Origin of the sequence: Parvimonas sp. D9 (genome assembly GCF_035282565.1) — a bacterium.
GTDB lineage: Bacteria > Bacillota > Clostridia > Tissierellales > Peptoniphilaceae > Parvimonas > Parvimonas micra.
Window position 1 is genome coordinate 1 of sequence record NZ_JAYKBM010000011.1, and the last position, 24,192, is coordinate 24,192.

At 28.2% G+C, this 24,192-nt stretch carries 18 protein-coding genes; 13 read left to right on the top strand and 5 right to left on the bottom strand.

What is annotated here, in order from left to right; all coding sequences use genetic code 11:
- Positions 1–500: 500 nt before the first annotated feature.
- Positions 501–1,619 (bottom strand): Fic family protein, encoded by a 1,119-nt coding sequence (locus VJI94_RS07450; protein ID WP_278555001.1) that lies wholly within the window; start codon positions 1,617–1,619, stop codon positions 501–503.
- 279 nt (positions 1,620–1,898) lie between these two features.
- Between VJI94_RS07450 and VJI94_RS07455 the strand changes: the two genes are divergently transcribed.
- From VJI94_RS07455 to VJI94_RS07470, 4 genes are all read left to right on the top strand, one after another.
- Entirely contained in the window at positions 1,899–2,315 is a 417-nt protein-coding gene (locus VJI94_RS07455; RefSeq protein ID WP_324008891.1) for a GTP pyrophosphokinase, read from the top strand.
- A 1,115-nt stretch (positions 2,316–3,430) separates the two neighbouring features.
- Positions 3,431–4,795, top strand: coding sequence for a class II fumarate hydratase (gene fumC / locus VJI94_RS07460; RefSeq protein WP_324008892.1), 1,365 nt, complete (start codon positions 3,431–3,433; stop codon positions 4,793–4,795).
- 35 nt (positions 4,796–4,830) lie between these two features.
- Positions 4,831–6,243 (top strand): aspartate ammonia-lyase, encoded by a 1,413-nt coding sequence (locus VJI94_RS07465; protein ID WP_324008893.1) that lies wholly within the window; start codon positions 4,831–4,833, stop codon positions 6,241–6,243.
- Positions 6,244–7,458: 1,215 nt separating this feature from the next.
- Positions 7,459–7,995: an isoprenylcysteine carboxyl methyltransferase family protein gene (locus VJI94_RS07470; RefSeq protein ID WP_009447666.1), complete on the top strand. Its 537-nt coding sequence runs from the start codon at positions 7,459–7,461 to the stop codon at positions 7,993–7,995.
- Positions 7,996–8,413: 418 nt separating this feature from the next.
- Here VJI94_RS07470 and VJI94_RS07475 read toward each other — a convergent pair whose 3' ends face one another.
- The 4 genes from VJI94_RS07475 to VJI94_RS07490 all read right to left on the bottom strand — a co-directional run bounded on the left by VJI94_RS07475 (position 8,414) and on the right by VJI94_RS07490 (position 12,091).
- On the bottom strand, positions 8,414–9,679 hold the full coding sequence (locus VJI94_RS07475; RefSeq protein WP_324008894.1) for a hypothetical protein: 1,266 nt from the start codon (positions 9,677–9,679) through the stop codon (positions 8,414–8,416).
- 123 nt (positions 9,680–9,802) lie between these two features.
- Positions 9,803–9,952 (bottom strand): hypothetical protein, encoded by a 150-nt coding sequence (locus VJI94_RS07480; protein WP_324008895.1) that lies wholly within the window; start codon positions 9,950–9,952, stop codon positions 9,803–9,805.
- A 26-nt stretch (positions 9,953–9,978) separates the two neighbouring features.
- The gene (locus tag VJI94_RS07485) at positions 9,979–11,715 is read right to left on the bottom strand and encodes a M3 family oligoendopeptidase (protein ID WP_269752547.1); all 1,737 of its coding nucleotides are present in this window, start codon (positions 11,713–11,715) and stop codon (positions 9,979–9,981) included.
- A 19-nt stretch (positions 11,716–11,734) separates the two neighbouring features.
- Positions 11,735–12,091 carry a Spx/MgsR family RNA polymerase-binding regulatory protein gene (locus VJI94_RS07490; protein ID WP_004832389.1) on the bottom strand — a complete coding sequence of 119 codons (357 nt, stop codon included), beginning with the start codon at positions 12,089–12,091 and terminating at the stop codon, positions 11,735–11,737.
- A 432-nt stretch (positions 12,092–12,523) separates the two neighbouring features.
- Between VJI94_RS07490 and VJI94_RS07495 the strand changes: the two genes are divergently transcribed.
- The 9 genes from VJI94_RS07495 (at position 12,524) to glpK (ending at position 23,995) form a co-directional block, all read left to right on the top strand.
- Positions 12,524–12,847: a PadR family transcriptional regulator gene (locus tag VJI94_RS07495; protein WP_004832388.1), complete on the top strand. Its 324-nt coding sequence runs from the start codon at positions 12,524–12,526 to the stop codon at positions 12,845–12,847.
- Positions 12,837–13,829, top strand: a complete 993-nt coding sequence (locus VJI94_RS07500) for an HAAS signaling domain-containing protein (RefSeq protein WP_324008896.1) — start codon at positions 12,837–12,839, stop codon at positions 13,827–13,829. The genes VJI94_RS07495 and VJI94_RS07500 overlap by 11 nt, the downstream gene beginning before the upstream one ends.
- Complete coding sequence (locus VJI94_RS07505) at positions 13,819–14,895, top strand: hypothetical protein (protein ID WP_324008897.1); 1,077 nt, start codon at positions 13,819–13,821, stop codon at positions 14,893–14,895. Before VJI94_RS07500 ends, VJI94_RS07505 begins: the two co-directional genes overlap by 11 nt.
- 425 nt (positions 14,896–15,320) lie before the next feature.
- On the top strand, positions 15,321–17,090 hold the full coding sequence (locus VJI94_RS07510) for an oligopeptide ABC transporter substrate-binding protein (protein WP_324008898.1): 1,770 nt from the start codon (positions 15,321–15,323) through the stop codon (positions 17,088–17,090).
- Between the two features lie 476 nt (positions 17,091–17,566).
- Positions 17,567–19,372 carry an oligopeptide ABC transporter substrate-binding protein gene (locus VJI94_RS07515; RefSeq protein ID WP_029950521.1) on the top strand — a complete coding sequence of 602 codons (1,806 nt, stop codon included), beginning with the start codon at positions 17,567–17,569 and terminating at the stop codon, positions 19,370–19,372.
- A gap of 908 nt (positions 19,373–20,280) precedes the next feature.
- A complete protein-coding gene (locus VJI94_RS07520) occupies positions 20,281–20,970 on the top strand; it encodes a 5'-methylthioadenosine/adenosylhomocysteine nucleosidase (protein WP_004832380.1) in 690 nt (229 codons plus the stop codon).
- Positions 20,971–21,822 (top strand): ATP-binding cassette domain-containing protein, encoded by an 852-nt coding sequence (locus tag VJI94_RS07525; RefSeq protein ID WP_150263587.1) that lies wholly within the window; start codon positions 20,971–20,973, stop codon positions 21,820–21,822.
- Between the two features lies 1 nt (position 21,823).
- Positions 21,824–22,483: a hypothetical protein gene (locus VJI94_RS07530; RefSeq protein WP_253861333.1), complete on the top strand. Its 660-nt coding sequence runs from the start codon at positions 21,824–21,826 to the stop codon at positions 22,481–22,483.
- A 9-nt stretch (positions 22,484–22,492) separates the two neighbouring features.
- On the top strand, positions 22,493–23,995 hold the full coding sequence (gene glpK / locus VJI94_RS07535; RefSeq protein ID WP_324008899.1) for a glycerol kinase GlpK: 1,503 nt from the start codon (positions 22,493–22,495) through the stop codon (positions 23,993–23,995).
- The last annotated feature ends 197 nt before the right edge of the window (positions 23,996–24,192 follow it).

Genomic DNA, 24,192 nt, shown 5'->3' on the forward strand with positions numbered 1-24,192 from the left:
TCCAAGTAGATTACATATAACATACAGATATATTTAAAATAGTAAAAAATGCATATTATAACATTCTCAAAGAGATAGTAAATATGAATTTAAAACGTTGGATTTTTCCAACGTTTTTTTATTGTGAAACAACAAGGTTCTCGGGAACCCACCGATGCGAAGCATCGTGGAAGGGTGGGGGTCTTATTGCTTAAATTATTTTAAAAAGCTAAAAAATGTATAAAAACTTATTAATAGCATACAAGTAGCATACAGATAGCATACAAAATTATAATAAAAAATAGAGTGATAATTCACTCTATCAAGAAAAATATTATTCAAACAATTAAATCTTTGATTTTTTATAATCTAGAAATTTCTAATTATCATACTTTAACTTTGTTAAAAATCTTCTACTAAAGAATAGCTTTGTTCTGTTAAATCTAGATGCTCTCAATTAATTCATTATTTTTAAATGTAATAAATTTTAATTAACGATTTATATTTCATAAATTAAAAAATTAAAGAATTTTTTCTAATATAGGATTAACAAAATAAGTTCTATTTCTTATTACATCATCACAACTTAATATACCTAAATCTATTAGTTGTTGAGTTAATGTATATGCTCGATCTTTGCTCATATTTAAATTTCTTACTAATTGAGAAATTTTAAAAATTGGAGATTTGAACATGAAATCTATCATTGGAATAAGAAATTGAGAAGTTATTTCCTTTGATGTTATATTTTTTATATTAGAATAAATTTCCATTAGTTCTTTTGCTTTTTCGGTATTCTTTTCAGATTGTTCTATTATACCTATTAAAAAATATTCTATCCAAGATTTATAATCATTGTTCTTGGATATATTTGATAAGTTTTTTATATACAAATTTTTATCTGATTCAAAGTATTGGCTCATATAAAATGTAGGTAGAATAAGAACTTCTCTATAGTATAAAAATAATGGAATCAATAACCTACCAATTCTACCATTACCATCTTGAAATGGATGAATCATTTCAAACTGCGCATGAATTAGCGCTGTTTGAACTAAAACATCAATTCTTTCATCATGAATATAAGTTTCTAAATTATACATATATTCAGGTGTTAATTCTGGAGATAGAGGAGTAAAATCTATTTTATGTTTTGAACCAATATAATTTTGAAATTTTTTAAATTCTCCCGGATTTTTAGATGAACCGCGTACATTATTTAATAATATTTTATGAATATTTTTTATAAGATTTGAAGTTAATGGAAGTTTTCCATTCTTTTCTAAATCGCTAATGGTTGACATTTTTTCTAATGCATAATATAAAGCTTCTCTATAGTTAATTACTTCGTGCATCTCGTCTTTTTCTATATTTACACTCAGACCGGCATCAAAGTTTAAAATATCTTCTAAAGTAGCATGCGTACCTTCCATTTTAGAAGACAAAGATGCTTCTTGAGCGATTAATGGAGAAATTAATAAATTTGGGTTAGGAGAATTATATAATAAGCCATTATACATTCCTATACTTCTATTAGCTTTGGATATTAATTTTATAATATTTTCATCAATTAATATTTCTGTTATATTAATTGGAAGTTTTTCTGGGATAAATGGATTTGGCAAATTTTTTAATTCCATGAACAACTCCTTTAGTACGGTTTTTGTGATAATACCGTACTTAATTTATTTTTAGTACGGTTTTTGCGATAATACCGTACTTAATTTACTGTTAGTATGCTATTCTTAAAAATACCATGCTAACAAAGACTTTATTTTTACTTTAAAACATCTAAATTAAATTAATTTAGGTGTTTTATATCTTTAGTTTATTATAGCACACTTCGATAAGAATTACAAAAAAAGTATATTAAAAAAGGGTATAAAAATATTAGTATATTTTAGTATAAAGGAGGAATTATGTTTAAATTATTTAAAGCATTTTTTATTATGTTAAGGGCACATATTAAGCAAAAAGACAAAGCAGGGAAATGTTATATTTTTCATCCGATAAATGTTGCATTGGGAGTTAATGGAGTTAGAGCAAAAACTGTAGCTTTATTACATGATGTACTTGAAGATAGTGAATTGTATAGCATTAAAGATTTCAATTTTTTAGATAAAGAACAAATGGACGCCATTTTACTTTTAACACATAATACTGATGAGGAGTATTTTGACTATATAAATAGAGTAAAGACCAATAAAATAGCTTTGGCTGTAAAATTGTCAGATTTAAGGCATAATTCAAACTTAAAAAGATTAAAAACAATAACAGAAAAAGATATTAACAGAAGAAATAAATATTTAAAGGCAATGGAAATTTTAGAAAATTAAAAGCAATTATAAAGTCAATTTATAGTTGCTTTTGTATTGTCGTCAATTTTGGTTATAAGACTGTTTATTAATTATAATAAAAGTTTTTTAAAATGTAGAATATTTATAAATTATAAATAATTTTTGAAGCTAATTTGACTATTAACGTCTAGCTCTTAAACAAAGGGATTTCTCTTACATGTCATTTCGACTGTAGCGAAGCGAAATGAATCTAGCCCTAACTTTGTTTACTTGTAAACAAAAGTAGGTCTGACGCAAAGATTGTTCAAATCTTTGATTTGAGCACAATCGACTGTGAAAATCTCAACTATTGCTTGTTCACAAGCAATAGTATTTCTGAAAGAAATAAAATAAATTTAATGATATATCTACGATACATTTACTTTTGCTAAAGCAAAAGTATGAGATCTCTCCATTCCACTACGTTCCAGTCGAGATGACGTGTTGGGAGCATTTCTTTGCATAATTCTATGACGTGAATTATTCACTATGAAATAATAAAGTTATTAATTTTTTATTAAGAAGTAAGTTTAAAGAATTGTATATTAATTTGGGTATATGAATATGAAGCAGTTGTAAACTATAACAATAAATTGTTATTTAATAAATAACTAACAAAAAATGAACAAAATGTTAAACATTTTGTTTTTTTTGTGTTATAATTAATATAGTTTTACGCCTGATGGTAAAACTATATTAATTTCATCATAATCTTCATTAAAAAATAATTAAAAAGAAGATTATGATATAATTAATAGAATAGTGAAGAAAACTTTTTGTAAAGACTATTAATTTCACCATAATTACCACAAGGAATAATCAAAAAGGAATTATGGTATAATTGTCTTTGCCACAAGGCGTAAAGACATATTTATTGCATCATAATTACTATAAAGAATAATTAAAAAGAAGATTATGATATATCATACTTTTCAGTTAGGATAGAAAGTTTAGAGAAAAGTATGATGAAATAGGTTTTAAAATTATATATTTTTAAAAAACTAATTTTAATTAAAGGTATTAATTTTTTTTGTTCATTTTTAATAAATATTTAATAAAAATAAATTAACTTTATTTTCAAAAGATAAAAATTGATTAAATATAGGAGGGTTCTAATGAGTTATAAGATTTACAAAGACTCTATTGGAGAAATAAAGGTAGAAAGTGATAAGCTTTGGGGAGCGACTACACAGAGAAGTTTTGAAAATTTTAAAATTGGAAATTACAAGATGCCGACTGAAGTTATAAGAGCGATGGCTACTGTTAAGTACGCTTGTGCTATGGCTAATTACGAGCTTGGCGATTTAAACAAAGAAAAATTTTCTGCAATAGAAAATGCTGTTGAAGAAATTTTTAGTGGAAAGCTTGATGAGCATTTTCCACTTGTAGTTTTCCAAACAGGAAGCGGTACTCAAACTAATATGAATTTGAATGAAGTGATTGCAAATTATGCAAATCAAAAGGCGGGTAAAACTTTAATTCACCCAAATGATGATGTAAACAAATCTCAAAGTTCAAATGATACTTTTCCAACAGCTTTACATATAGCTTGTTTAGATGTTATTGACAGAAAGCTTATTCCGTCAATGAAAACTTTAATTTCATCTTTTAAGACTTTTGAAGATGCTAATAGTGATGTTATAAAGATTGGTAGAACACATCTACAAGATGCTGTTCCTATTAAGATTTCTCAAGAGTTTAGCGGTTATAGAAATTCTATTGAAAAATGTCTGGAATATATTGAATTTACTAGAAAAGGGCTTTTAGAAATTTCACTTGGAGCAACTGCAGTTGGTACAGGAATTAATACTAAAGAAAACTTTAAAAATATTGTTGCAAAATATGTTTCAAAAATTACAGGCAAGGACTTCAAACCTGCTGAAAATTTCTTCCATTCATTGACAATGAAAGATGCTGTTGTAGTTTCTCATGGAGCTATTAAGGCACTTGCAATGGATTTAATCAAGATTGGAAATGATATAAGATTTTTAGCTTGCGGACCACGTTGCGGTTTTTCAGAAATTGAAATTCCTGCAAATGAACCCGGAAGTTCAATTATGCCGGGTAAGGTAAATCCTACTCAAATAGAAGCTTTGACAATGGTTTGTGCAAGAGTTTTAGGAAATGATACTACAATAAGTTTTTGTGCATCTCAAGGAAATTTTGAGCTTAATGTATATATGCCTATTATTATTCACAGTTTTGTTGAATCTGTAAATTTACTTTCAGATGCTATGGAATCTTTTGTGAAAAACTGTGTAAGGGGAATAAAAGTAAATAAAGAAGTTGTAAATAAATATTTGAATGAATCTTTAATGCTCGTAACTTCACTTAATCCATATATCGGATATGATAAGGCGAGTCAATGTGCAAAATATGCTTTTAAGGAAAATACGACATTGAAAGAGGCGGTTTTACATTTCGGTTATTTAACAGAGTCAGAATTTGATGAAATTGTTGACCCTAAAAAAATGGTTTAAATTATATTTTATATAAAGGAGAGTAAAAAAATATTATGGAAGTAAAACAAGGATACAGAGTCGAACACGATTGTGTCGGAGAAAGTTTAATTCCGGAGAATGTTTATTATGGAATTCACACTCAAAGAGCAACAGAAAATTTCAAGATTACAAGAAGAAGAACAAATCCTGAAATGATTAAATCAGTTGCTGAAATTAAGAAGGCTTGTGCTATTACGAACTTTGAAGCCGGAGTTTTGAGCGAAAAGAAAAAAGATGCAATAGTTTATGCTTGTGATGAAATTATCTGGGGAAGATATTTAGATCAATTCATTGTTGACCCAATTCAAGGGGGAGCAGGAACAAGTCATAATATGAATGCAAATGAAGTAATTGCAAATATTGCTATTGAACATTTAGGCGGAAAACTTGGAGATTATTCAATTATTCATCCTAATGATGATGTAAATATGGGACAATCTACAAATGACGTTTATCCAACAAGCGGTAAAATTGCTCTTATCAGACTTTTAGGGGAAACTATTGAAAGTTTAAAAGAATTGGAAAGTGCTTTAATTTCAAAAGCTGAAGAGTTTGATGATGTTATAAAAATGGGAAGAACTCAAATGCAAGATGCTATTCCTATCAGACTTGGACAAGAATTTAGAGCTTATTCAACAGTTATTTCCAGAAATATTAGATTATTCAAAACTGCATGTACAGTTTTAAAAACTGTAAACATGGGAGCAACTGCAATAGGAACAGGACTTAATGCCGATGTAAGCTATATGGATAAGATTGTAAAAAATCTTGCACAAGTTACAGATTTGGAACTAGTACAAGCAGAAGACTTGATTGACGGAACACAAAATATTGACGTTTTCGTTCACGTTTCTGGTCTTGTAAAGAGTTGTGCAATCAGTATGTCTAAAATAGCTAATGACTTAAGACTTATGTCTTCAGGTCCAACTTGCGGTTTTGCAGAAATCAATTTACCTGCAAGACAAGCCGGAAGTTCAATTATGCCGGGAAAAGTAAATCCTGTAATTCCTGAAGTTGTATCTCAAGTTGCTTTTAACTGTGTAGGTAATGACGTTGCCGTTACAATGGCTGCAGAAGCGGGACAACTTGAACTTAATGCTTTTGAACCGGTTATTTTCTACAACTTATTTGAATCAGTTGAAACAATTGGTAGAGCAGCAAGTACATTTGTTCATAACTGTATCTTAGGCATTACTGCAAATGCAGAAAGAACTAAAAATATGGTTCACAATAGCTATGGAATCGTAACTGCTTTCGCTCCACATATCGGATATGAAAAATCAGTTGAAGTAATTCATAAAGCTATTGAAAAGAATTTACCTGTAAAAGCAGTTTTAATTTCAGAAAAAATTATGACTGAAGAAGAAATTGACAATATCTTAGATGTATTCTCAATGACTACACCGGGAATCGCAAAGAAAAACTAAAAAATAAAGTTCAGTAACTAAGGTTGGGGAGTAAAAATCCTCAACCTTTTAATTTGAATGTTTTTATTAAATTATTTGACTATAGTCTAATTATTATATTACTTATTCTCTTTTTCTCCGTTAAAAAAGCGTCAACAATTGCTCGTTGATACTTTGTCATCAGTCTGGGATGTATCTACGATACATTTACTTTTGCTAAAGCAAAAGTATGAGATTCCCACAGTCGATTGTACTCAAATCAAAGATTTGAACAATCTTTGCGTCAGACCTACTATTGCTTGTAAACAAGCAAAGTTAGGGCTAGATTCATTCCACTACGTTCCAGTCGAGATGACGTGTTGGGGGCGTTTCTTTGCATAGTTCTATGACGTGAATTATTTCGTTTTTTATATAATTTTAATTTATTTCGTAAGTTTATCTTCAATTAACGTTTAGCTCTTAAACGAAGAATTTTCCTTTTACGTCATCTCGAGCGTAGTCGAGAGATCTCATAAAGCTCTATGCTAATAAATAAATTTTTCATAGTTGACAAACTTATAGTAAAGACTTAAGAATTGTTTATCTAAGACCTTATTTTACTTATATACAAAGTCATAACATTTTTATAATAGATGTATCTGCGATACATTTACTTTTGCTAAAGCAAAAGTATGAGATCTCTCCATTCCACTACGTTCCAGTCGAGATGACGTGTTGGGGGCGTTTCTTTGCATAGTTCTATGACGTGAATTATTTCGTTTTTTATATAATTTTAATTTATTTCGTAAGTTTATCTTCAATTAACGTTTAGCTCTTAAACGAAGAATTTTCCTTTTTACGTCATCTCGAGCGTAGTCAATTTAGCCCTAACTTTGTTTACTTGTAAACAAAAGTAGGTCTGACGGGGTAATTGTATCTTTAGATACAATTGCTCTGGAGATCTCATAAAGCTCTATGATAATGAATTTACTACTCATGGTTGATATGTTTAAGATAAAAACTTGAATAGTATAGATTAGAACTTCTTTTATTTGTGTATAAAATCGCGAGATTAATATAACTTATATCTATGATATATAAGTTATGTAAGATTTACTTTTGTTTGCCTATAAACAAAAGTAAACCTTACGAAGTAATTGTATTACTATCGAATAACATAGGTGGCAAAAAGTTTAATTTTATGTTAAAATGTTTTTGATTGCATTGAATATTATATAACAATTATTTGGGGGTAATATGAGTTATATGATTTATGCTATTGTTATAGCTGTTTTTATAATTAGATTATTTTTTCTCAAGATTTCAATTAAAAACGAGAAAAAAATACTAAAAGACGGTGGGAGAGAATATGGAGTAGAAAATTCTAAAAGAATTACTATCTTACATATATTATTTTATTTATTTTGTCTTATCGAGGCGATTATTAGAAAACCAAAATTTGATAAAATCAGTTTTATTGGTTTGCTTCTGATAATCTTTTCAATCTTTATGCTTTACACAGTTACAAGATTGTTAAAAGATATTTGGACAGTTAAACTTATGATTTTAAATGACCATAAGTTTGTAAATCACTGGTTGTTTGTAAATGTAAAACATCCTAATTATTTTTTAAATATTTTACCCGAATTGACAGGGCTTGCATTGCTTTGTCACGCTTTATATACGGCTTTAGTAATTTCTCCTCTATACATTTTTGTGATGTATGTTAGAATAAAAGAAGAGGAAAAATTACTAAAAGAAATTATAATTCCGAACGGGTTAAGAGAAAACTAAAAAAATATAATATTCAGTGCAATTTAAAGGGCATTTCAAACGAAATGCCCTTTGTGTTTACTTTGTGAGTGATATTTTTAATATTTAGTTAAATTTTATATTTTTTTTATTTCTTATTGTGATTTGACCGGTTTTTACTAGATTAATTAAATTATTTTTTCTTGGATACTTCATAATATAGAATTAATACTGTAATTAACATTGAAAGATATATTGCACTTCCGTGATACGCCTCATTCAAATAATGTGAAAGAATATCTAACTTCATTATCATATTTGTTATATACGGTATTAATAATAACCAAATTAAAAGAAGTATCTTTATTGTTTTTTTACTCATAAGCCCTCCGATTAATATCACTCCACAATTATAATAACATAATAAAGCTACAAAGTTAAATTCTACAAAAATCAAATTCTAATTTCGTTTAAGTTTAATTATATGAAGTTCTGCTTCTTTTGATTCTAAATTATCGCTAAATAAATAAGAAATAATATCGTTCGTAACTGCCATTTTAGATATGATTTTTTCTTTGTATTGATAATTTATTTGAAGTAACAATTTTGCATCGCTATTATAAGCATATATACTCCTATTGTTGTTTAATATATATAAATCTTTTATTCTATAGATATCAGTAATATCATATGGACTTTCGATATTTGGAATTTCTGTACTTGACATAGTTTCTAAATTGAAAACTTTACCGGCGTTGTAAGTAGATTCAACCATTAAAAATTCACTTATAAATAATAACTTATTATCTCCTGAAACGAAAGCAGCTTTTCTGTTTTTTACTTCTGTTGGAGCATTTATCTTATTCAATTCTAAAATTTTTTTAGATTCTTCTATAGATATATATTTGAAAATATCTGAAGATCCTTCTGCAAGGCTATCTTCGTTATTATAAGTTACCACTTGGTAATACAGATTGTTTTCAAAACTACCAGCAAACATAATATACTTACCATTATACTTATCATTTTTGATACTTAATTCTTCTTCTTTAAGTAAAGTTAATTGTCCATCGTCAATATTGAATTTTAGTAGATAGCTTTTTAGTATATCTTTATTAATCATATTTTCACAAGTTAGAATTAAATTATGACCATCAACACTAACTGATGGGATTATTGCATATGTTTGATTATCACCTGACATTGAATCTTCATCTTCATTAAAATATTTTTGAATATTTTTGTTTTTGTCTACAACGATAAAATTGTATTCAAAAAGAGTCTCTTCATTATCTTTCTCTTTATTTTCAATATTTTTGTGATTAACCTTTACTATGAATAATTTTTCGTCAATAATACCATCTATTGCAATATCGAACATATTTTCCTTTTCTTTACCTTTAATTTCATAAATTATATCAATAGTTCCATCTTTTAAATTTTTAGATGCATAAACTAACTTATTTTCAATTGTATAATTAAAATATAATTTATTATTTTCCGGATTATAATTTAAAAAACGCAAATCAGAAATTTTTTGTGGAAGTTCTACTTTTTTTATCTCTTTTTCAAAAGATATTTTATCTACAGTTTCCTTTTCAGCTTCTTCTTTGTTTTTAACTTCTTCCTTATTTTCAACATTGGATTTATCTTTTGGTATAGATGAGCAGGAAGTTAGAAAAAGAGAAAAAGAAAATAAACAAATAAATAATTTTCTAAATTTCATAAAGCAACTCCTTTATTTATTTAAAACATTTTTTAACTAAAATATTTTATCACTTATAGCTTATCACAATAAAATAATGAAGTCAATACTTTATTTAAAAAAGGATATGGTTATAATAAAAAATTAAATAAGAACCCCACCCTTCCACGATGCTTTGCATCGGGTGGGTACCCGGGAACCTTGTTGCTTCGCAATAAGAACCCCACCCTTCCACGATGCTTTGCATCGGGTGGGTACCCGGGAACCTTGTTGTTTCACAATAAAAAATGGCAATTAAAAAATCGCCATTAATATTTTAACTATTTACTTGTCAATTCTATAAATTCATCAATTTCTTCTTTTATGCTTTCAAGAGATTTTAACCAGAAATCTTTTTTAGTTAAATCAATATTCATAACTTTTGCAACATCTTCACAAGTATTGATTGTAGTTGCTTCTAAAAGTTCTTGATATTTTTCTACAAAGCCATTTGGATTTTCTCTGTAAATTGCATAAAGACCTCTTGAGAAAAGACCGCCGAAAGCATAAGGATAGTTATAGTATGAGAAACCGGCAGAATAGTAATGAGGCTTACATGTCCACATGAATGGATGGTAAGTTTCAGCATCAAGTCCATCTCCATAAGTATCTTTTTGGGCATTTCTCATAATTTCTTCTAATTCTTCACTCATCATAAAGTGATCAAGTTTTCTCTCAAAAACTTCTTTTTCAAATAAAAATCTTGAATAGATATCAACAGTTATTTGAGCACAGTCAGAAATTTGTGATTCCATCAAAGTAATTTTATCTTTATCTGATGCTTCATTTAATGCTGCGGACATAATTAAATTTTCATTGAAAATTGATGCTGTTTCAGCAACCGGCATCGGATAATCCCAATTTAAAGGTAGATGATTTTCAACATGAAGTCCATGATATGCATGACCTAACTCATGAGCAAGAGTTAAGACTGATGAAAGACTTCCGTCAAAATTCATCATAATTCTGGATTGTTTTATATATGGAAGATTGCTACAGAAAGCTCCACCAACTTTTCCTTTTTTAGGGAAATAGTCAATATAGTTGTTGTCGAAAGCCTCTTTAACCATTTTTACCATATCGTCTGAAAAAGTTGCAAAATGCTTCAATAAAAATTCTTGAGCTTCTTCAACTGTGAAAGTTCTGTCACTTTCTCCAATACTTGCAAAAAGGTCATAGAATTTTAATCCGCCGTCATATCCTAAAAGTTTAGCTTTATGTTTGAAAAACTTTCTGAAATGAGGTAGATAGTCTTCGATACTTGACCAAAGAGCAGTCAAAGTTTCTCTCTTTAATCTTGCATTTTCCAAAGATTCATCAAGAGCAGTTTCAAAACCTCTCATCTTTGAAGTTGTATTAACTTCCTGTTTAATATTATTTAATGAAAAAGCTATTGAATCTTTTATGCTATCATAAAGCTCCAATTCCTTATAAAAAGCTTCTTTTCTTACATTCGCATCGGAGGAATAAGCTAGGTTCCTTATTTCACTTAAAGTTTTTTCTTCTCCATTAAATTCTATGGATGCCTTTGATGTTAAGAAGTTAAACATAAATTCCCAAGCATTTGAGCTTGAAAGTTTCATTTTTGCAATAACTTCTTCTATATCTTCAGGTAATACATGTTTTAAAGCTTCTTTTTTATTTTTAAAGAAGAATTCATATTGTTTTAAATATTCATCTTTTGTAATATCAACAGTGATTGAACCTAAAAATTTGTCAATTTTTGTAAAAGTCTTTGCATAATTTGAAAGTTTTGCATTCAAATTATTGCTATAATAAGTTGTTTTTTCATCAGTTGTATTTATTGCCTGATTAAGTTCAATAAATGTAAAAATTCTGTAAATTGTAGTATTAACTTCTTCTAAAATTCCAATAACGGACTTAATACATTCAATATTGTCTTCTAAATTCAGTTTTTCAAAATCATTTAGTAAACTGTCTATTTTTTTGAAATCATTTTGAAATTCATCGCTGTCATAAGAAGGATAGATTTCAACTAATGAATATTGTTGTTCCATTTTTCTCTCCTTAATCATATTATTTTTTAATTAAAACATTCCACTCGTTTTCTTTAAAACCTATAAGAAAAATTTTATTTTCTTCGTCAATGAAGATAGGTCTTTTTATAAGGGAACCATCTTCTACTAATAATTTAAGAGCTTCATCAGCAGAAAGATTATCAAAATTTTCTTTTAAATTCAAATCTCTATAGCTCTTGCCACTTGTATTAAAAAGTCTCTTTAATCCCATACTGCCTTGAACAGATTTGATTTGAGCTTTAGTTGGAGTTTTATCTTTAAGGCTAATTTCCTTAAATTCAATTCCATTTTCTTTTAGAAATTTTTTTGCTCTTTTACAAGTTGTACAATTGGGATATTCAAAAAAAAGTTTCATTATAACACCTCCAATGCTGATTGATTATTATATTAATCAAAAATTTTATTAATTCATACTATATTTTTCTTTAATAGATAAATTTAATATGTATTTAAGTAAAATAAAATTTACATTTTATCAACAACACATCCATTTTATTACAGTAACCTTAAATAAAGTTAAAAAGAAATAATAATAAAATATATTTTTTGCTAAAAATAATTTTTTAAAGAAAAATATATCAGAGTTAAACCTTTTTTTAGATAAATTTAATGTCAATTTAATTATATCAAACAATAAGAACAAAATCAACAAACGTTTAAACGTAATAAAGATAAATACAAAATTTTAAAATTTTCAAAAAATATATTAAAAGGTATTGTGTAATGTATAGTAGTATGATAGAATATATATAAGGTAGTACGAAGCAACTTGATAAAGGAGGTAAAAATGGATACGCAAATTAAAAAAGGTCTGTTAGATCTCTGTGTCTTAAGTTTTTTAATGGACAAGGATATGTACGGATATGAAATTGTTCAAAGTATTTCAAAATCCATTGAAGTAAGTGAAGGCACTATATATCCGATTCTCAGACGACTCAGTAAAGAAGGTTTTTTTGAAACTTATATCGTTGAGTCAAACGAGGGGCCTGCAAGAAAATATTATAGAATTACCGCTTCCGGAATGAGATATTATAATAATCAGTTGGAAGCGTGGGAAAAGTTAAAAAATGGAATGGATAAGATTTTAAAGAGAGGTGAAAATGATGAATAAGGTTGAATACTTGGATGTCTTAAATGATTATCTTTTAAAATATTATTCAGAAGAAGAAAGTTTGGATATTTTAAGAGATTACGAAGAATATTTCTTAAATGGTAAATTAGACGGAAAAACTGAACAAGAAATTATTTTGGAGCTCGGTTCTCCAAAAATAATCGTTCAAGAGCTTAGAGCTGAAGAAAAAAATGTTTCAAAAAAGCAGGGAGTTTTTTTGAACTTAAGTAAAAAATTTGACCGCTGGTTTGAAAAAGGCTTATCAGATGGATATTCAAATAGAGAAATTGAAATTATGGAGAACAAATGTGATAAAGTTATTGAAAAATATGGCATTTTTTCATTTATGTTCCTTGCTATATTTTCAGTTATAGAAGCATTTTTGGGCTTTAGATTTCTAGCAGGAATTACAGAAATGCTGGGAGTATACATTATTTCAATATCCTTTTTAGTAAGAACAAATAGAGGATTACAGACAAGGGCGGGGAAATTTTTGACACTCGTGAATATTTTATTCATAATGTTCTATTTTGCATTTGCATTTCGAGGTGCGAGAGACATTTTAGAAGTAGGATTTAACTTAACTTTCCTTATGGCTATTGTTAATCTGATGCTAATATTTATCTTTTCAAAGGGAATGTTTTTCCTTATAATAATTTCTCTATTCTTTGCAATAATGTTTATAATTTTGGGAGGAATTTGGTTTTTGTTTGTAGGTATGACTGTTTTTGGAGTTGGACTTGCAATCTTCTTAACACCGATTACTTTAACTGCATTGTCATCATTATCACTTAGTTTTTTGTGGGTAGTTTTTCCGATAATGCTTGCTATAGGACTTTTCATAGCTATGAGTATTTTAATTAAATATTATTCAATATTCATATACAGATTAGTGTTGAAATATAATGATTGGATAAAAATAAAATTTATGTACTCAAGAGTTTATGGGCGAAAAACGAAGGAGGACGAATATGAGAGGTAAATATTTTAAACTTAAAGTATTGGCAATAACTTCTTTTTCTTTAATAGCTATAGGTTTTACAGGCTCCTATAAGATGTTTTGTGAAGTTCAAAGAAGAGTCGATGAAGAAATTGAAAAAAAATCGACTTACAGTACCAAAGAAATTTTGAAGACAGAAAAAGAAATAAAATATTTGGATTTAAGCGAATATGAGGGTTACAATGTAGAAATAAAAAAAAGTCAAGATAATTTTAACCGTATAACTGTAACTTACAAAGATAAATACTTTGAAAACGAAGTAAATTTTGACGAAAAAATTGGAAATAAAGTAGGAGTAATAACAAGAAGAATAAACTTGAAAAACAGTTCAAAATTTGACCTCATAACCAGAATTATTGATGATTCTGTGATATATAGTAAATTTTCGTCTTCGTTTGTAAGTTCTTCTAAAAAAGATGATAAAACTAAAATAGTCATAGAAGTTAAAAAACCTATTGAAATTATGGGAACAGTAATGGGGAATAAAGATAATGATTTATTGAAAAAAGAATTTACTTACAGTGCTTATGACAAAAAATTATTTTCAGGAAAAAACATTAAGGAGGTACTTAATCAATTTGATGAATTCACTATCAAAGATGTAAATGACGAAAAAATAGAGATTCCAAATACTAATCTAAAAATATTGAATTACACTACCGGAAAAATTCAAAAATTATTGATAGCGGGAAGAGGTATGGCTTATAGTGAAAATGAAAGTAAAGACAATTTGACTACTGTCAATGTAGACACAAAAAATGTCAAAGATTTTGTCGAAGTCAATTTAAATTCATTGACAACAGATTTAAATATTACCGGTGCAAAGAAAGTCGTACTTGAAGGAATGCCAAGTTCAGGAGAAATTGTAGTTAAATACAAAGTTAATGGTGATGAAAAAAGTTTTGTAATAAACGAGTCTAACAAAAACAAAAAAAACGCAAGAAAAATTATAAATATCGATAGCGAAAAAATATTCAGAACAGCAATGGATAATTCATTAATTCAAGGTGATTTGGGAAAAGTAGTAGACTTAAAAGAAATTAAATAAAATGTGCTAAAAAAGATGCAGATTAAATGAAAGTTTGTCTGCATTTTTTGTTAAAAAGATTGCTTTGATTTTATGAGTAAATTATATAAAAAAATAAGAATACGTTTTTAGTAAAAATATTTTTCAAAACAAATCTTGCTAAAGTTCTAAAAATCACAACTTTACTATGAATTTACTATGATTTATTTAATAATTAAAATAAAAATTTTATAATTATACAATTTTTTATAAAAAACTATTGCAAAAAATTTTTTTATATAGTATAATATGGTAAAGTTAGTTAGAAAAAATAAGGAAGGAAGTGAAAAAACACTTCTTAATTTTGTCTTTTTTATCTAACACAATAAAGCGAGCAATTAGTAATGTAATTAATCGCTTGTTGCACGATGTATGGATCGTGTAAATACATAAAGGGGGATTTAGGTATGAAAAAATTATCAAAAATCGTTGCGTTATGTTTAGCAACAACGTTTTTATTCTCCGCTTGTAGTAAAGGCGGATCAAACGAATCAAAGAAGGATGACAAAAAAGTTGGAATCCAAGATAATTTGGTTGTTGAAAATGAGGGCAAAGCAGTTGAAAATGCGACACTTAAAGTTGCATATATAAATGATTCACCATTTACTGGTATTTTCCATCAAGCTTTTGCAAGTGGTAATCCTGATATGGAAATTTTGGCTTATTCTACAAACGGTACATTTAAAATTGATGAAAACTATAGATTAGTAAACGGTGGTGGAGCCGACATAGAATTTAAACCGGAAGAAAAGAAAGCAATCATAACTATTAATGAAAAATATACATGGAATGATGGAACTCCGGTAACTTCCGCAGACTTTTTAGAATATTATAAAATCGTAGCACATAAGGATTATACAGGTGTTCGTTTCGACGACGATATGAGAAATGTAGTTGGTATAGAAGAATATAATAAAGGTGAAAGTAAAGAAATTTCAGGTTTTAAAACTTTGAGTGATAAGAAATTTGAAATCCACTTTAAGAAATTCAATCCTGGTATTCTTTGGGGTGGTGGAATTCCTTTCGAACCGGTTCCAAGTCATAAATTGAAAGACATTCCTGTTAAAGAACAAGAAGCACATGACATCACTAGAAAGAACCCATTGTCTCCTGGACCTTACTATATTAAAGAAATAGTTCCCGGACAACAAGTTGTTTTTGAAGCTAACCCACATTACTATAAGGGTCAACCAAAGGTTAAAAAAGTTGTGTGGAAAATTGTTCCATCATCACAAATTGTTGCTGCTTTACAAGCAGGTGAATATGATTTAACTGTTGGATTAAATTCAGACCTTTATAGCAAAGTTAAAGACTTAAAGAATGTTAAATTAGGTATTCAAGATGAATTATCTTATACTTATATAGGATTTAAACTTGGTAAATGGGATAATACAAAGAAAGAAGTTGTAACAGATCCTAATGCAAAAATGGCAGATGTTAAATTACGTCAAGCTATGGCTTATGCAATTGATAATAACCAAGTTGGTGAAAAATTCTATCAAGGTTTAAGAAGAAATGCGACACAACTTATGATTCCTGCATTTAAAGAATATTATGACGAATCATTAAAAGGTTATACTTATGATTTAGAAAAAGCTAAGAAACTTCTTGATGAAGCAGGGTATAAAGACACTAATGGTGACGGAATAAGAGAAGATAAAAACGGTAAACCATTTAAGATTAAATTTGCATCAATGTCAGGTGGAGCTATTGCTGAACCTATAGCTAACTACTATATTCAACAATGGAAATCAATTGGATTAGACGTTGAACTTACTACTGGAAGACTTATAGAATTTAACTCATTCTATGAAAAAGTTCAAGCTGATGATCCTGAAATAGATATTTACCAAGCAGCTTGGGGAACAGGATCAAATCCTAATCCTACAGGTCTTTATGGAAGAAAAGCTCAATTTAACTTCTCAAGATTTTCAAGTGAAGAATTAGATAAGATTTTTGATAAAATTAATTCTGTCGAAGCTGTTGATAAAGATTACAGAGCAAAGGCATATAAAGAATTCGCAAACTATATGTTTGAAAATGTACCTGTTGTACCTACATTATTCAGAAAAGGTATAGTAGCTGTAAATAATAGAGTTAAAAAATGGGATATAACTCCTGGTTCAAATTTCGGATTATTTGATGTTGAATTAACAGCTGACTCACCTGTTAAATAGGAAATAGTAAAGATTGATATTGAAGAAACCACGCGAGTGGTTTCTTTTTTGCTTTCTATATAACAAATTGTGATTCAAATTACAAAGCACATAAATTATTAAAAAAATGTAATTTTTTTCAAAAATAAAAAAATTTATAAATTTTAGTTTTAAAATGTTTTAAAAATATTTTCAACATTGAAAACAAGCCATTATATCTTCAAAAAATTTTTTACTTAAGTTTAAAACTTAAATACTTAATTTAAGCAATAAAACTTTATTTTATTTAAAAAGAATGACTATTTTTTAATTTATTTAAAAAAACCTTTTATTTTAAGATTTCTTGTGCTATAATCCTTATTGTAAAGATAAGATATGTTTTATGGAGATTGAGTTTTACTCAAGAGAATTTGCATTTACACTTGTAATGTAGTGTTGTGCTCATTAGAAAACGATTTATCTTGAAAATAATTATTTTTTCTCAAGGAGGACTTAAGATGAAAAAAGCGTCAAAATTAACTGCTTTGGCTTTAGCGGGTTTGATGATACTTTCAGGCTGCGGAGCTAAGAGTGGAAAAGATGGAAAAGACGGCAAAGATGGTAAGAAGGAAGAAACAGGATTTAAACCTAATCCGGTAGTTGAAAATGAAGGAAATGCTATTGAAAATGGTACTCTAAAAATAGGTATAATTGGGGAATCACCTTTTAAAGGAGTATTTCATGAAGCTTTTGCTCAAGATAACTTTGATATGACTATTATGAATTGGGTTGGAATGGGAGGATTTTTCGATTCAGACCCTGACTATAAAAACGGAAATACCGGACAAGGTAAAATTGAATTCAAACCTAAAGAAAAGAAAGCAATTATAACAATTCATGAAAAAGCAACTTGGAGTGACGGTGTTCCTGTTACTGCAAAAGACTTTTTGAGATATTATTTAATAATTGGACATAAAGATTATGAAGGTGTACGTTTTGGTACTGACTATCTTAATGTTGTAGGTATGAAAGAATATCATGACGGAAAAGCTAAAGATGTTTCCGGTGTTAAAATTATAGATGACAAACATTTAGAAATTACTTTTAAAGAATTTGACCACTCAATTTACTGGGGCAAGGGAATTCCTTATAATCCGGTACCAGATCACGTTTACAAAGATATTCCTATTAAAGAACAAGAATCTCATGAAGCTACAAGAAAGCATCCATTATCATGCGGATCTCATGTAATTAAGGAAATAGTACCTGGACAACAAGTTGTTGCAGAAGCAAATCCATATTACGCTTTTGGTAAACCTAAAACTCCGAGAATGGAAATTAAAATAGTTCCATCATCACAAGTAGTTGCTGCATCAAAATCAGGAGAATATGATATTATAGATTCTTTCAGTTCTGATTTGTACGAAAAATTTGCTGCTTTAAAGAATGGTAAAATTGCTAGTAATTACTATGGCGGTTATAATTATTTAGGATTTAAATTAGGAAAATATGATAAAGACAAAGGTGAAGTTGTAACAAATCCTGATGCAAAAATGGCTGATAAGAATTTGAGAAAAGCAATGGCTATGGCTGTTGATAGAGATACAATAAACAAAAAATTACAAAAAGGTTTAAGTATTCCTCTATATCAAATAATTCCTCCAATGTTCTCAACAATTTATGACAAAGACTATCAAGGAATTAAATACAATTTAGAAGAAGCTAAAAAACTTCTTGATGAAGCAGGATATAAAGATACTAATGGTGACGGAATAAGAGAAGATAAAAATGGTAAGCCATTAAAAATTAAGTTTGCTGCAATGCAAGGTGGAGCAACTCAAGAACCTACAGTATCATTCTTAATACAACAATGGAAAGCAATAGGTTTAGATGTTGAACTTACTACTGGTAGACTTATAGAATTCAACTCTTTCTATGAAAAACTTGGTGCAGATGATCCTGAAATAGATGTTTATATGGGTGGATGGAGCACAGGTTCAAATCCGGATCCAAGCGGTTTCTATGGAAAACATGAATCATTTAACTTCCAAAGATTTACTTCTCCGGAATTGGATAAGCTTTTAGCTAATATCGTAAGTCTTGACAATACTGATCCGGAAGTTAGAAAGAAACATTATGCTGAATTAAGTAAATACTTAATTAATGATGAAGCTATTGTTGTTCCGGTATTCTCAAGTACTACAAAAGCATTTGTAAATAACAGAGTTAAAAAATATGATATTTCATCACCTCAAGAAGGAAAAGCACCTTTCAGAAATTCTGATATAGAATTGACTAAAGATGCACCTGAAGTTGATAAATAGATATAATTTATAATACAAAAGTGTGGAACGGTGTTCCACACTTTTTTTTGTGAAAATTTCTGAAAAACTTTGAAAAACAAAGAAAATTCCCTTTTTTATAATTGTTTGATATGTTATAATTAATATAGTTTTACAAAGTAAAACCATCATAGTCATCTTTAAAAATAGTAATCAAAAAGAGGATTATGATATAATAGTTGGAGTTACTCCGCAAAGATACTTTTATTTCACCATAATTACTTTAAAATAATCAGAAAAAAATTATGATGAAATAAAAAAAGAATTATGATGTAATAAAAAACTAAAAATTTTATACGGTATGGAAAGATATATTTATTACATCACAATTCTTTTAGGAAAAATTATCAAAAAGAATTATGTCATATTAACTTTATCATAATCATCTTTAGAAAAAATAATTAAAAGAGTTTATGATATTCTATTTTTGATTTTTTAAAGTAAATTCTATTAAAATTAGATTTACCTTTTAAGATGGCAAATCTAATTTTAATAAATTGTATTACTTTTGGCTTAATATCTTTATATTTTAGTAAAGATAAGATTTACACTATAAATTTAAAAAATTATCAAAAAATATTATAGTGTAATAGGCGTAAAGCCTTTATCATCCTTTCCGTTTTTTGGGGAATTAAGTGGAAAGTATGATTGAATTAGGTTACACTTAGTATTACTAAAAACCTAATTTTAATAAATATTTATTTCTCATGGTTAGGATATATATATTTTGCCATAGGAACCTTAAATAAAATTTAAAAATTTTTTAATTTGAAAAAAATTTGTATTTTTATATTTTTGCGATTTTTAAAGGCAAAATACATATAAAGTGGAGTTCTTTTGTAGAAGTCTATTATGAAATTAAGTAAAAAATATATAGATGAGGTGAGTGTATGATAGGTATTATAAGCGCTCTTAATGAAGAGTTAATGGAAATTATAGATAAAATCGAGACTGAAAAAGTAACAAGAGGTTGCTTTACTTTTTACCTTACAAATATTTCTAACAAAGAAGTTGTACTTGGTATTTGTGGAATCGGGAAAGTAAACTCCGCAATTTATACGCAAAGTATGATAGATCATTTTTCTCCGGAAATTATTATAAATATAGGGGTTGCCGGTTCTACTGATGACAACGTGAAAATTGGAGATTTGGTTATAGGAACGGAGTATTTTTATCACGATTTCGATTGTACTGAAGCGGGTTATGTAATGGGACAAATTCCGGAACTTAAAGATGTAAAATTTGTTGCTGATAAAAAATTAGTTGATATTTCTTATGAAAAGGCGAAAAAAGTTTTACCTGAAAATAGAATTTTTAGAGGAATTATAGCAACAGGAGATATTTTTGTAGCCAAAAAGGAAATTAAAAACAAGATAAAGCAAAATTTTAATTCCCTTTGTTGTGAAATGGAAAGCTGTTCTATCATACATACTTGCCACTTGAATGGTGTTAAGTATTTGGCTTTGCGCTCAATATCCGACAACGCAAATGAGAAGGCGGATTGTGATTTTGAAACCTTTGTTTTGGAATCTGCCAAGATTGTTAAGAGTATTATTTTAGATATTATAGAGGAAATATAGATGATTGAAATTAAGAATTTAAAGAAAAATTATGGGAAGTTTGTTGCGATTGAAGATTTTAATTTAGAGATTAAAGAGGGAAAAACCTATGGAATTTTAGGTAGAATTAATTCCGGTGGAACAACTATTTTTAATATTCTATGTAATTATACTTTCAAAGATGATGGAACTGTTTTAATTGATGGGAAAGAGCCAGAAGATGCAAGAGATTTGATTTATATGTGTCCTAAGATGGAATTTTATGACGGATATACTCTAAGACAGGTTTTAAAGAATATATCCAATTTTAATTCGGATTTTGATTTATCTTATGCGTTGGAACTTTGTGATTCTTTTAAACTTGACCTTGATAAAAAGTTCAAGGCGGAAGAAAATGTTCAAAATTGTACAATTTTCAAAACTGTTGTCACAATCTGTACGAATAAAAAATATCTTCTTTTTAATAAACCTGAGATTGGACTTTCAAGTTTGGACATCAGAAAATTAAGTGATATTTTAATTGGGAATTTTAAAAGAAATGGCTATACTCCAATAATCCATAGTAAAAATGTAAATTATTTTTTTGATTATCTTGACTATATAATCATTATTAAGGATAAAAAAGTTGCACTTTTTGAAAGTAGAGAAAAACTCGAAAAAATGGTTTATTCCATTTCCGGATCTGTTGATTTGATAAGTACAGCTGTAAAAGACAGGGATGTTTTGGCAATTAGGACTCTTAAAAATTTTTCTAAATTGAAAATAGCCTATGTTTTAGCAAAAGATGAAGATGAAATTAGAGCGCATGGAAGCAGAACTGTTTCTTTAAAGGAAATTTATGAGGCAATTACTGCATCTGAAGGAGGTCATTAAATTGAGAAATGGATTGAAATTTTCTTTAAAAGTATTATTTGAAACTTTTTTAATCGGAATTTTGTTTTCCGTTTTGAGTGAGCTCGTGTTTTTAGCATTTGCAAAGTTTTTGAATATTGATATTTACTTAAATACAGAAGTTATTATGTCCATTTTAACCGCTAGTTTTTTAACTTTCATTTTTTCTCGAAAAAATATATTTAATCAACTTTTTATAAGTGGATTTAGCAGAAAAAAAATTGCAAGGATTAAGACTTTTAGCTGTATAATATATGGGCTGGTTTATTTTTTGCTCTATATCATATATGAAATTTTTTATTCTGAATTAATTTCAAATATTATGGAATTAAATACAATTTTAAGTTTAATAGCGATTTATTTTGCGATAATGCTTATTTCAGAATTTGCTACTTTTCTAGCTCTACTTTATAAAAATATTTCTGTAAAAAAGGGAAAGGGCATAAATAAAACTTTTTATAGATATATTTATTCTTTTGTTATTACATTATTAACTTATGTATACAGACTGATTTATCCTGATATTTACGAGTATTATACAGATATTATATTGATTTTTATTGTTTTATTACTTTGTTCATTACAATTTTTGTTCGCACATATTAATAAAAAATGGATATTAAATATTGATATAAGAGCTTAGGAGGTTTTTATGGACGGATATATATTGGCATTAGATCAAGGAACTACGAGCTCAAGAGCTATTTTATTTGACCATAAGGGAAATATAAAAGGTATATCTCAAAAAGAATTCAGACAAATTTTTCCAAAAGCCGGATGGGTTGAACACGATGCAATGGATATTTGGGCAACTCAATCCGGAGTTTGTAGAGAAGTTTTGGAAAGAAATTTTGTAAGACCAACCGAAGTAAAAGCTATCGGAATTACAAATCAGAGAGAAACTACTATTATCTGGGAAAAATCTACAGGCAAACCGGTATATAACGCAATTGTTTGGCAATGTAGGAGAACTTCAGAAATTTGTGAAAAATTGAGAGAAGATAGCTATGAAAATTTAATTTTTGAAAAAACAGGGCTGAAACTTGATGCTTATTTTTCCGCCACAAAAATAAAATGGATACTGGATAATGTTGAAGGAGCTAGAGAAAGAGCTGAAAGAGGAGAGCTATTATTCGGAACTGTAGATACGTGGATAGTTTGGAACTTGACAAGGGGAAAAGTGCATATAACGGACTATTCAAACGCCTCGAGGACAATGTTATTCAATATAAATACTCTACAATGGGATGAGGATATTTTAAAAATTTTGAATATTCCAAAATCCATATTACCCGAAGTTAGAGACTCAAGCGAAATTTACGGATATACTGATGAATACACATTCGGTGGAGCAAAAATTCCTATTTCGTCTGTAATTGGCGACCAGCAATCTGCTCTTTTCGGACAAAATTGTTTTGAAAAAGCTGAAGCTAAAATAACCTATGGAACAGGAGCTTTCCTTTTGATGAATATAGGAAAAGAAGTTTTGAAGTCCAAAAACGGATTATTGACTACGATAGCTTGGGGATTAAACGGAGAAGTTACTTATGCATTAGAAGGAAGTATATTTATTGCCGGTGCCGGAATACAATGGCTTAGGGATGAATTAAGACTACTCTATGATGCGAGTTTGTCCGAACAATATGCAAACTTAGTAGATGATACTGACGGTGTTTATATTGTTCCCGCTTTTACGGGACTTGGAGCTCCATATTGGGATATGAATGCTAAAGGAGCTATATTCGGACTTACAAGAGGAACTAAAAGAGAGCATATCATTCGCGCAATGCTTGAATCAATAGCCTATCAATGTGTAGATGTATTTACTTGCATAGAAGAAGATACAAATATTAAAATTCAAAATTTAAAAGTTGATGGCGGAGCAAGTGCAAACGGGTTTTTATTACAATTTCAATCTGATATGTTAAATACAGAAGTTACAAGACCTAAAGTTTTAGAGACAACAGCAATGGGCTGTGCATTTCTTGCAGGACTTGCAGTCGGATTTTGGAAGAACACTGATGAAATAAAAAATATTTGGAGAAAAGATAAAACATTTTATCCTAATTTAAGTGAAAAAAATAGAAATAGAAAAATTAAAGGTTGGGAAAAAGCTGTTAGAAGAACTTTTAATTGGGATAAAGATGAAGAATAATACATTAATATAAAAATATTAATAGAGAAATTTATAATGAGAATCTAATTTTATAAATTTTCATATAGTAAAAATCTTAATTTTAAATAAATTAGGATTTTTTTATTGCAAAAAAAAACAAAAAAGGTATTGACTGATAGGGCGAAGGCTGATATAATATTAAGGCACTTAAAGAGCGGCATAATAATAAGTTATCA

Excerpts from the sequence above, each read along its gene's own strand:
- VJI94_RS07495 (WP_004832388.1), top strand. The coding sequence starts at position 12,524 with ATGGATACGCAAATTAAAAAAGGTCTGTTAGATCTCTGTGTCTTAAGT.
- VJI94_RS07520 (WP_004832380.1), top strand. The coding sequence starts at position 20,281 with ATGATAGGTATTATAAGCGCTCTTAATGAAGAGTTAATGGAAATTATA.
- VJI94_RS07525 (WP_150263587.1), top strand. The coding sequence starts at position 20,971 with ATGATTGAAATTAAGAATTTAAAGAAAAATTATGGGAAGTTTGTTGCG.
- VJI94_RS07505 (WP_324008897.1), top strand. The coding sequence starts at position 13,819 with ATGAGAGGTAAATATTTTAAACTTAAAGTATTGGCAATAACTTCTTTT.
- VJI94_RS07490 (WP_004832389.1), bottom strand. The coding sequence starts at position 12,091 with ATGAAACTTTTTTTTGAATATCCCAATTGTACAACTTGTAAAAGAGCA.
- VJI94_RS07510 (WP_324008898.1), top strand. The coding sequence starts at position 15,321 with ATGAAAAAATTATCAAAAATCGTTGCGTTATGTTTAGCAACAACGTTT.
- fumC (WP_324008892.1), top strand. The coding sequence starts at position 3,431 with ATGAGTTATAAGATTTACAAAGACTCTATTGGAGAAATAAAGGTAGAA.
- glpK (WP_324008899.1), top strand. The coding sequence starts at position 22,493 with ATGGACGGATATATATTGGCATTAGATCAAGGAACTACGAGCTCAAGA.
- VJI94_RS07455 (WP_324008891.1), top strand. The coding sequence starts at position 1,899 with ATGTTTAAATTATTTAAAGCATTTTTTATTATGTTAAGGGCACATATT.
- VJI94_RS07485 (WP_269752547.1), bottom strand. The coding sequence starts at position 11,715 with ATGGAACAACAATATTCATTAGTTGAAATCTATCCTTCTTATGACAGC.
- VJI94_RS07475 (WP_324008894.1), bottom strand. The coding sequence starts at position 9,679 with ATGAAATTTAGAAAATTATTTATTTGTTTATTTTCTTTTTCTCTTTTT.
- VJI94_RS07470 (WP_009447666.1), top strand. The coding sequence starts at position 7,459 with ATGAGTTATATGATTTATGCTATTGTTATAGCTGTTTTTATAATTAGA.
- VJI94_RS07500 (WP_324008896.1), top strand. The coding sequence starts at position 12,837 with ATGATGAATAAGGTTGAATACTTGGATGTCTTAAATGATTATCTTTTA.
- VJI94_RS07450 (WP_278555001.1), bottom strand. The coding sequence starts at position 1,619 with ATGGAATTAAAAAATTTGCCAAATCCATTTATCCCAGAAAAACTTCCA.
- VJI94_RS07515 (WP_029950521.1), top strand. The coding sequence starts at position 17,567 with ATGAAAAAAGCGTCAAAATTAACTGCTTTGGCTTTAGCGGGTTTGATG.
- VJI94_RS07465 (WP_324008893.1), top strand. The coding sequence starts at position 4,831 with ATGGAAGTAAAACAAGGATACAGAGTCGAACACGATTGTGTCGGAGAA.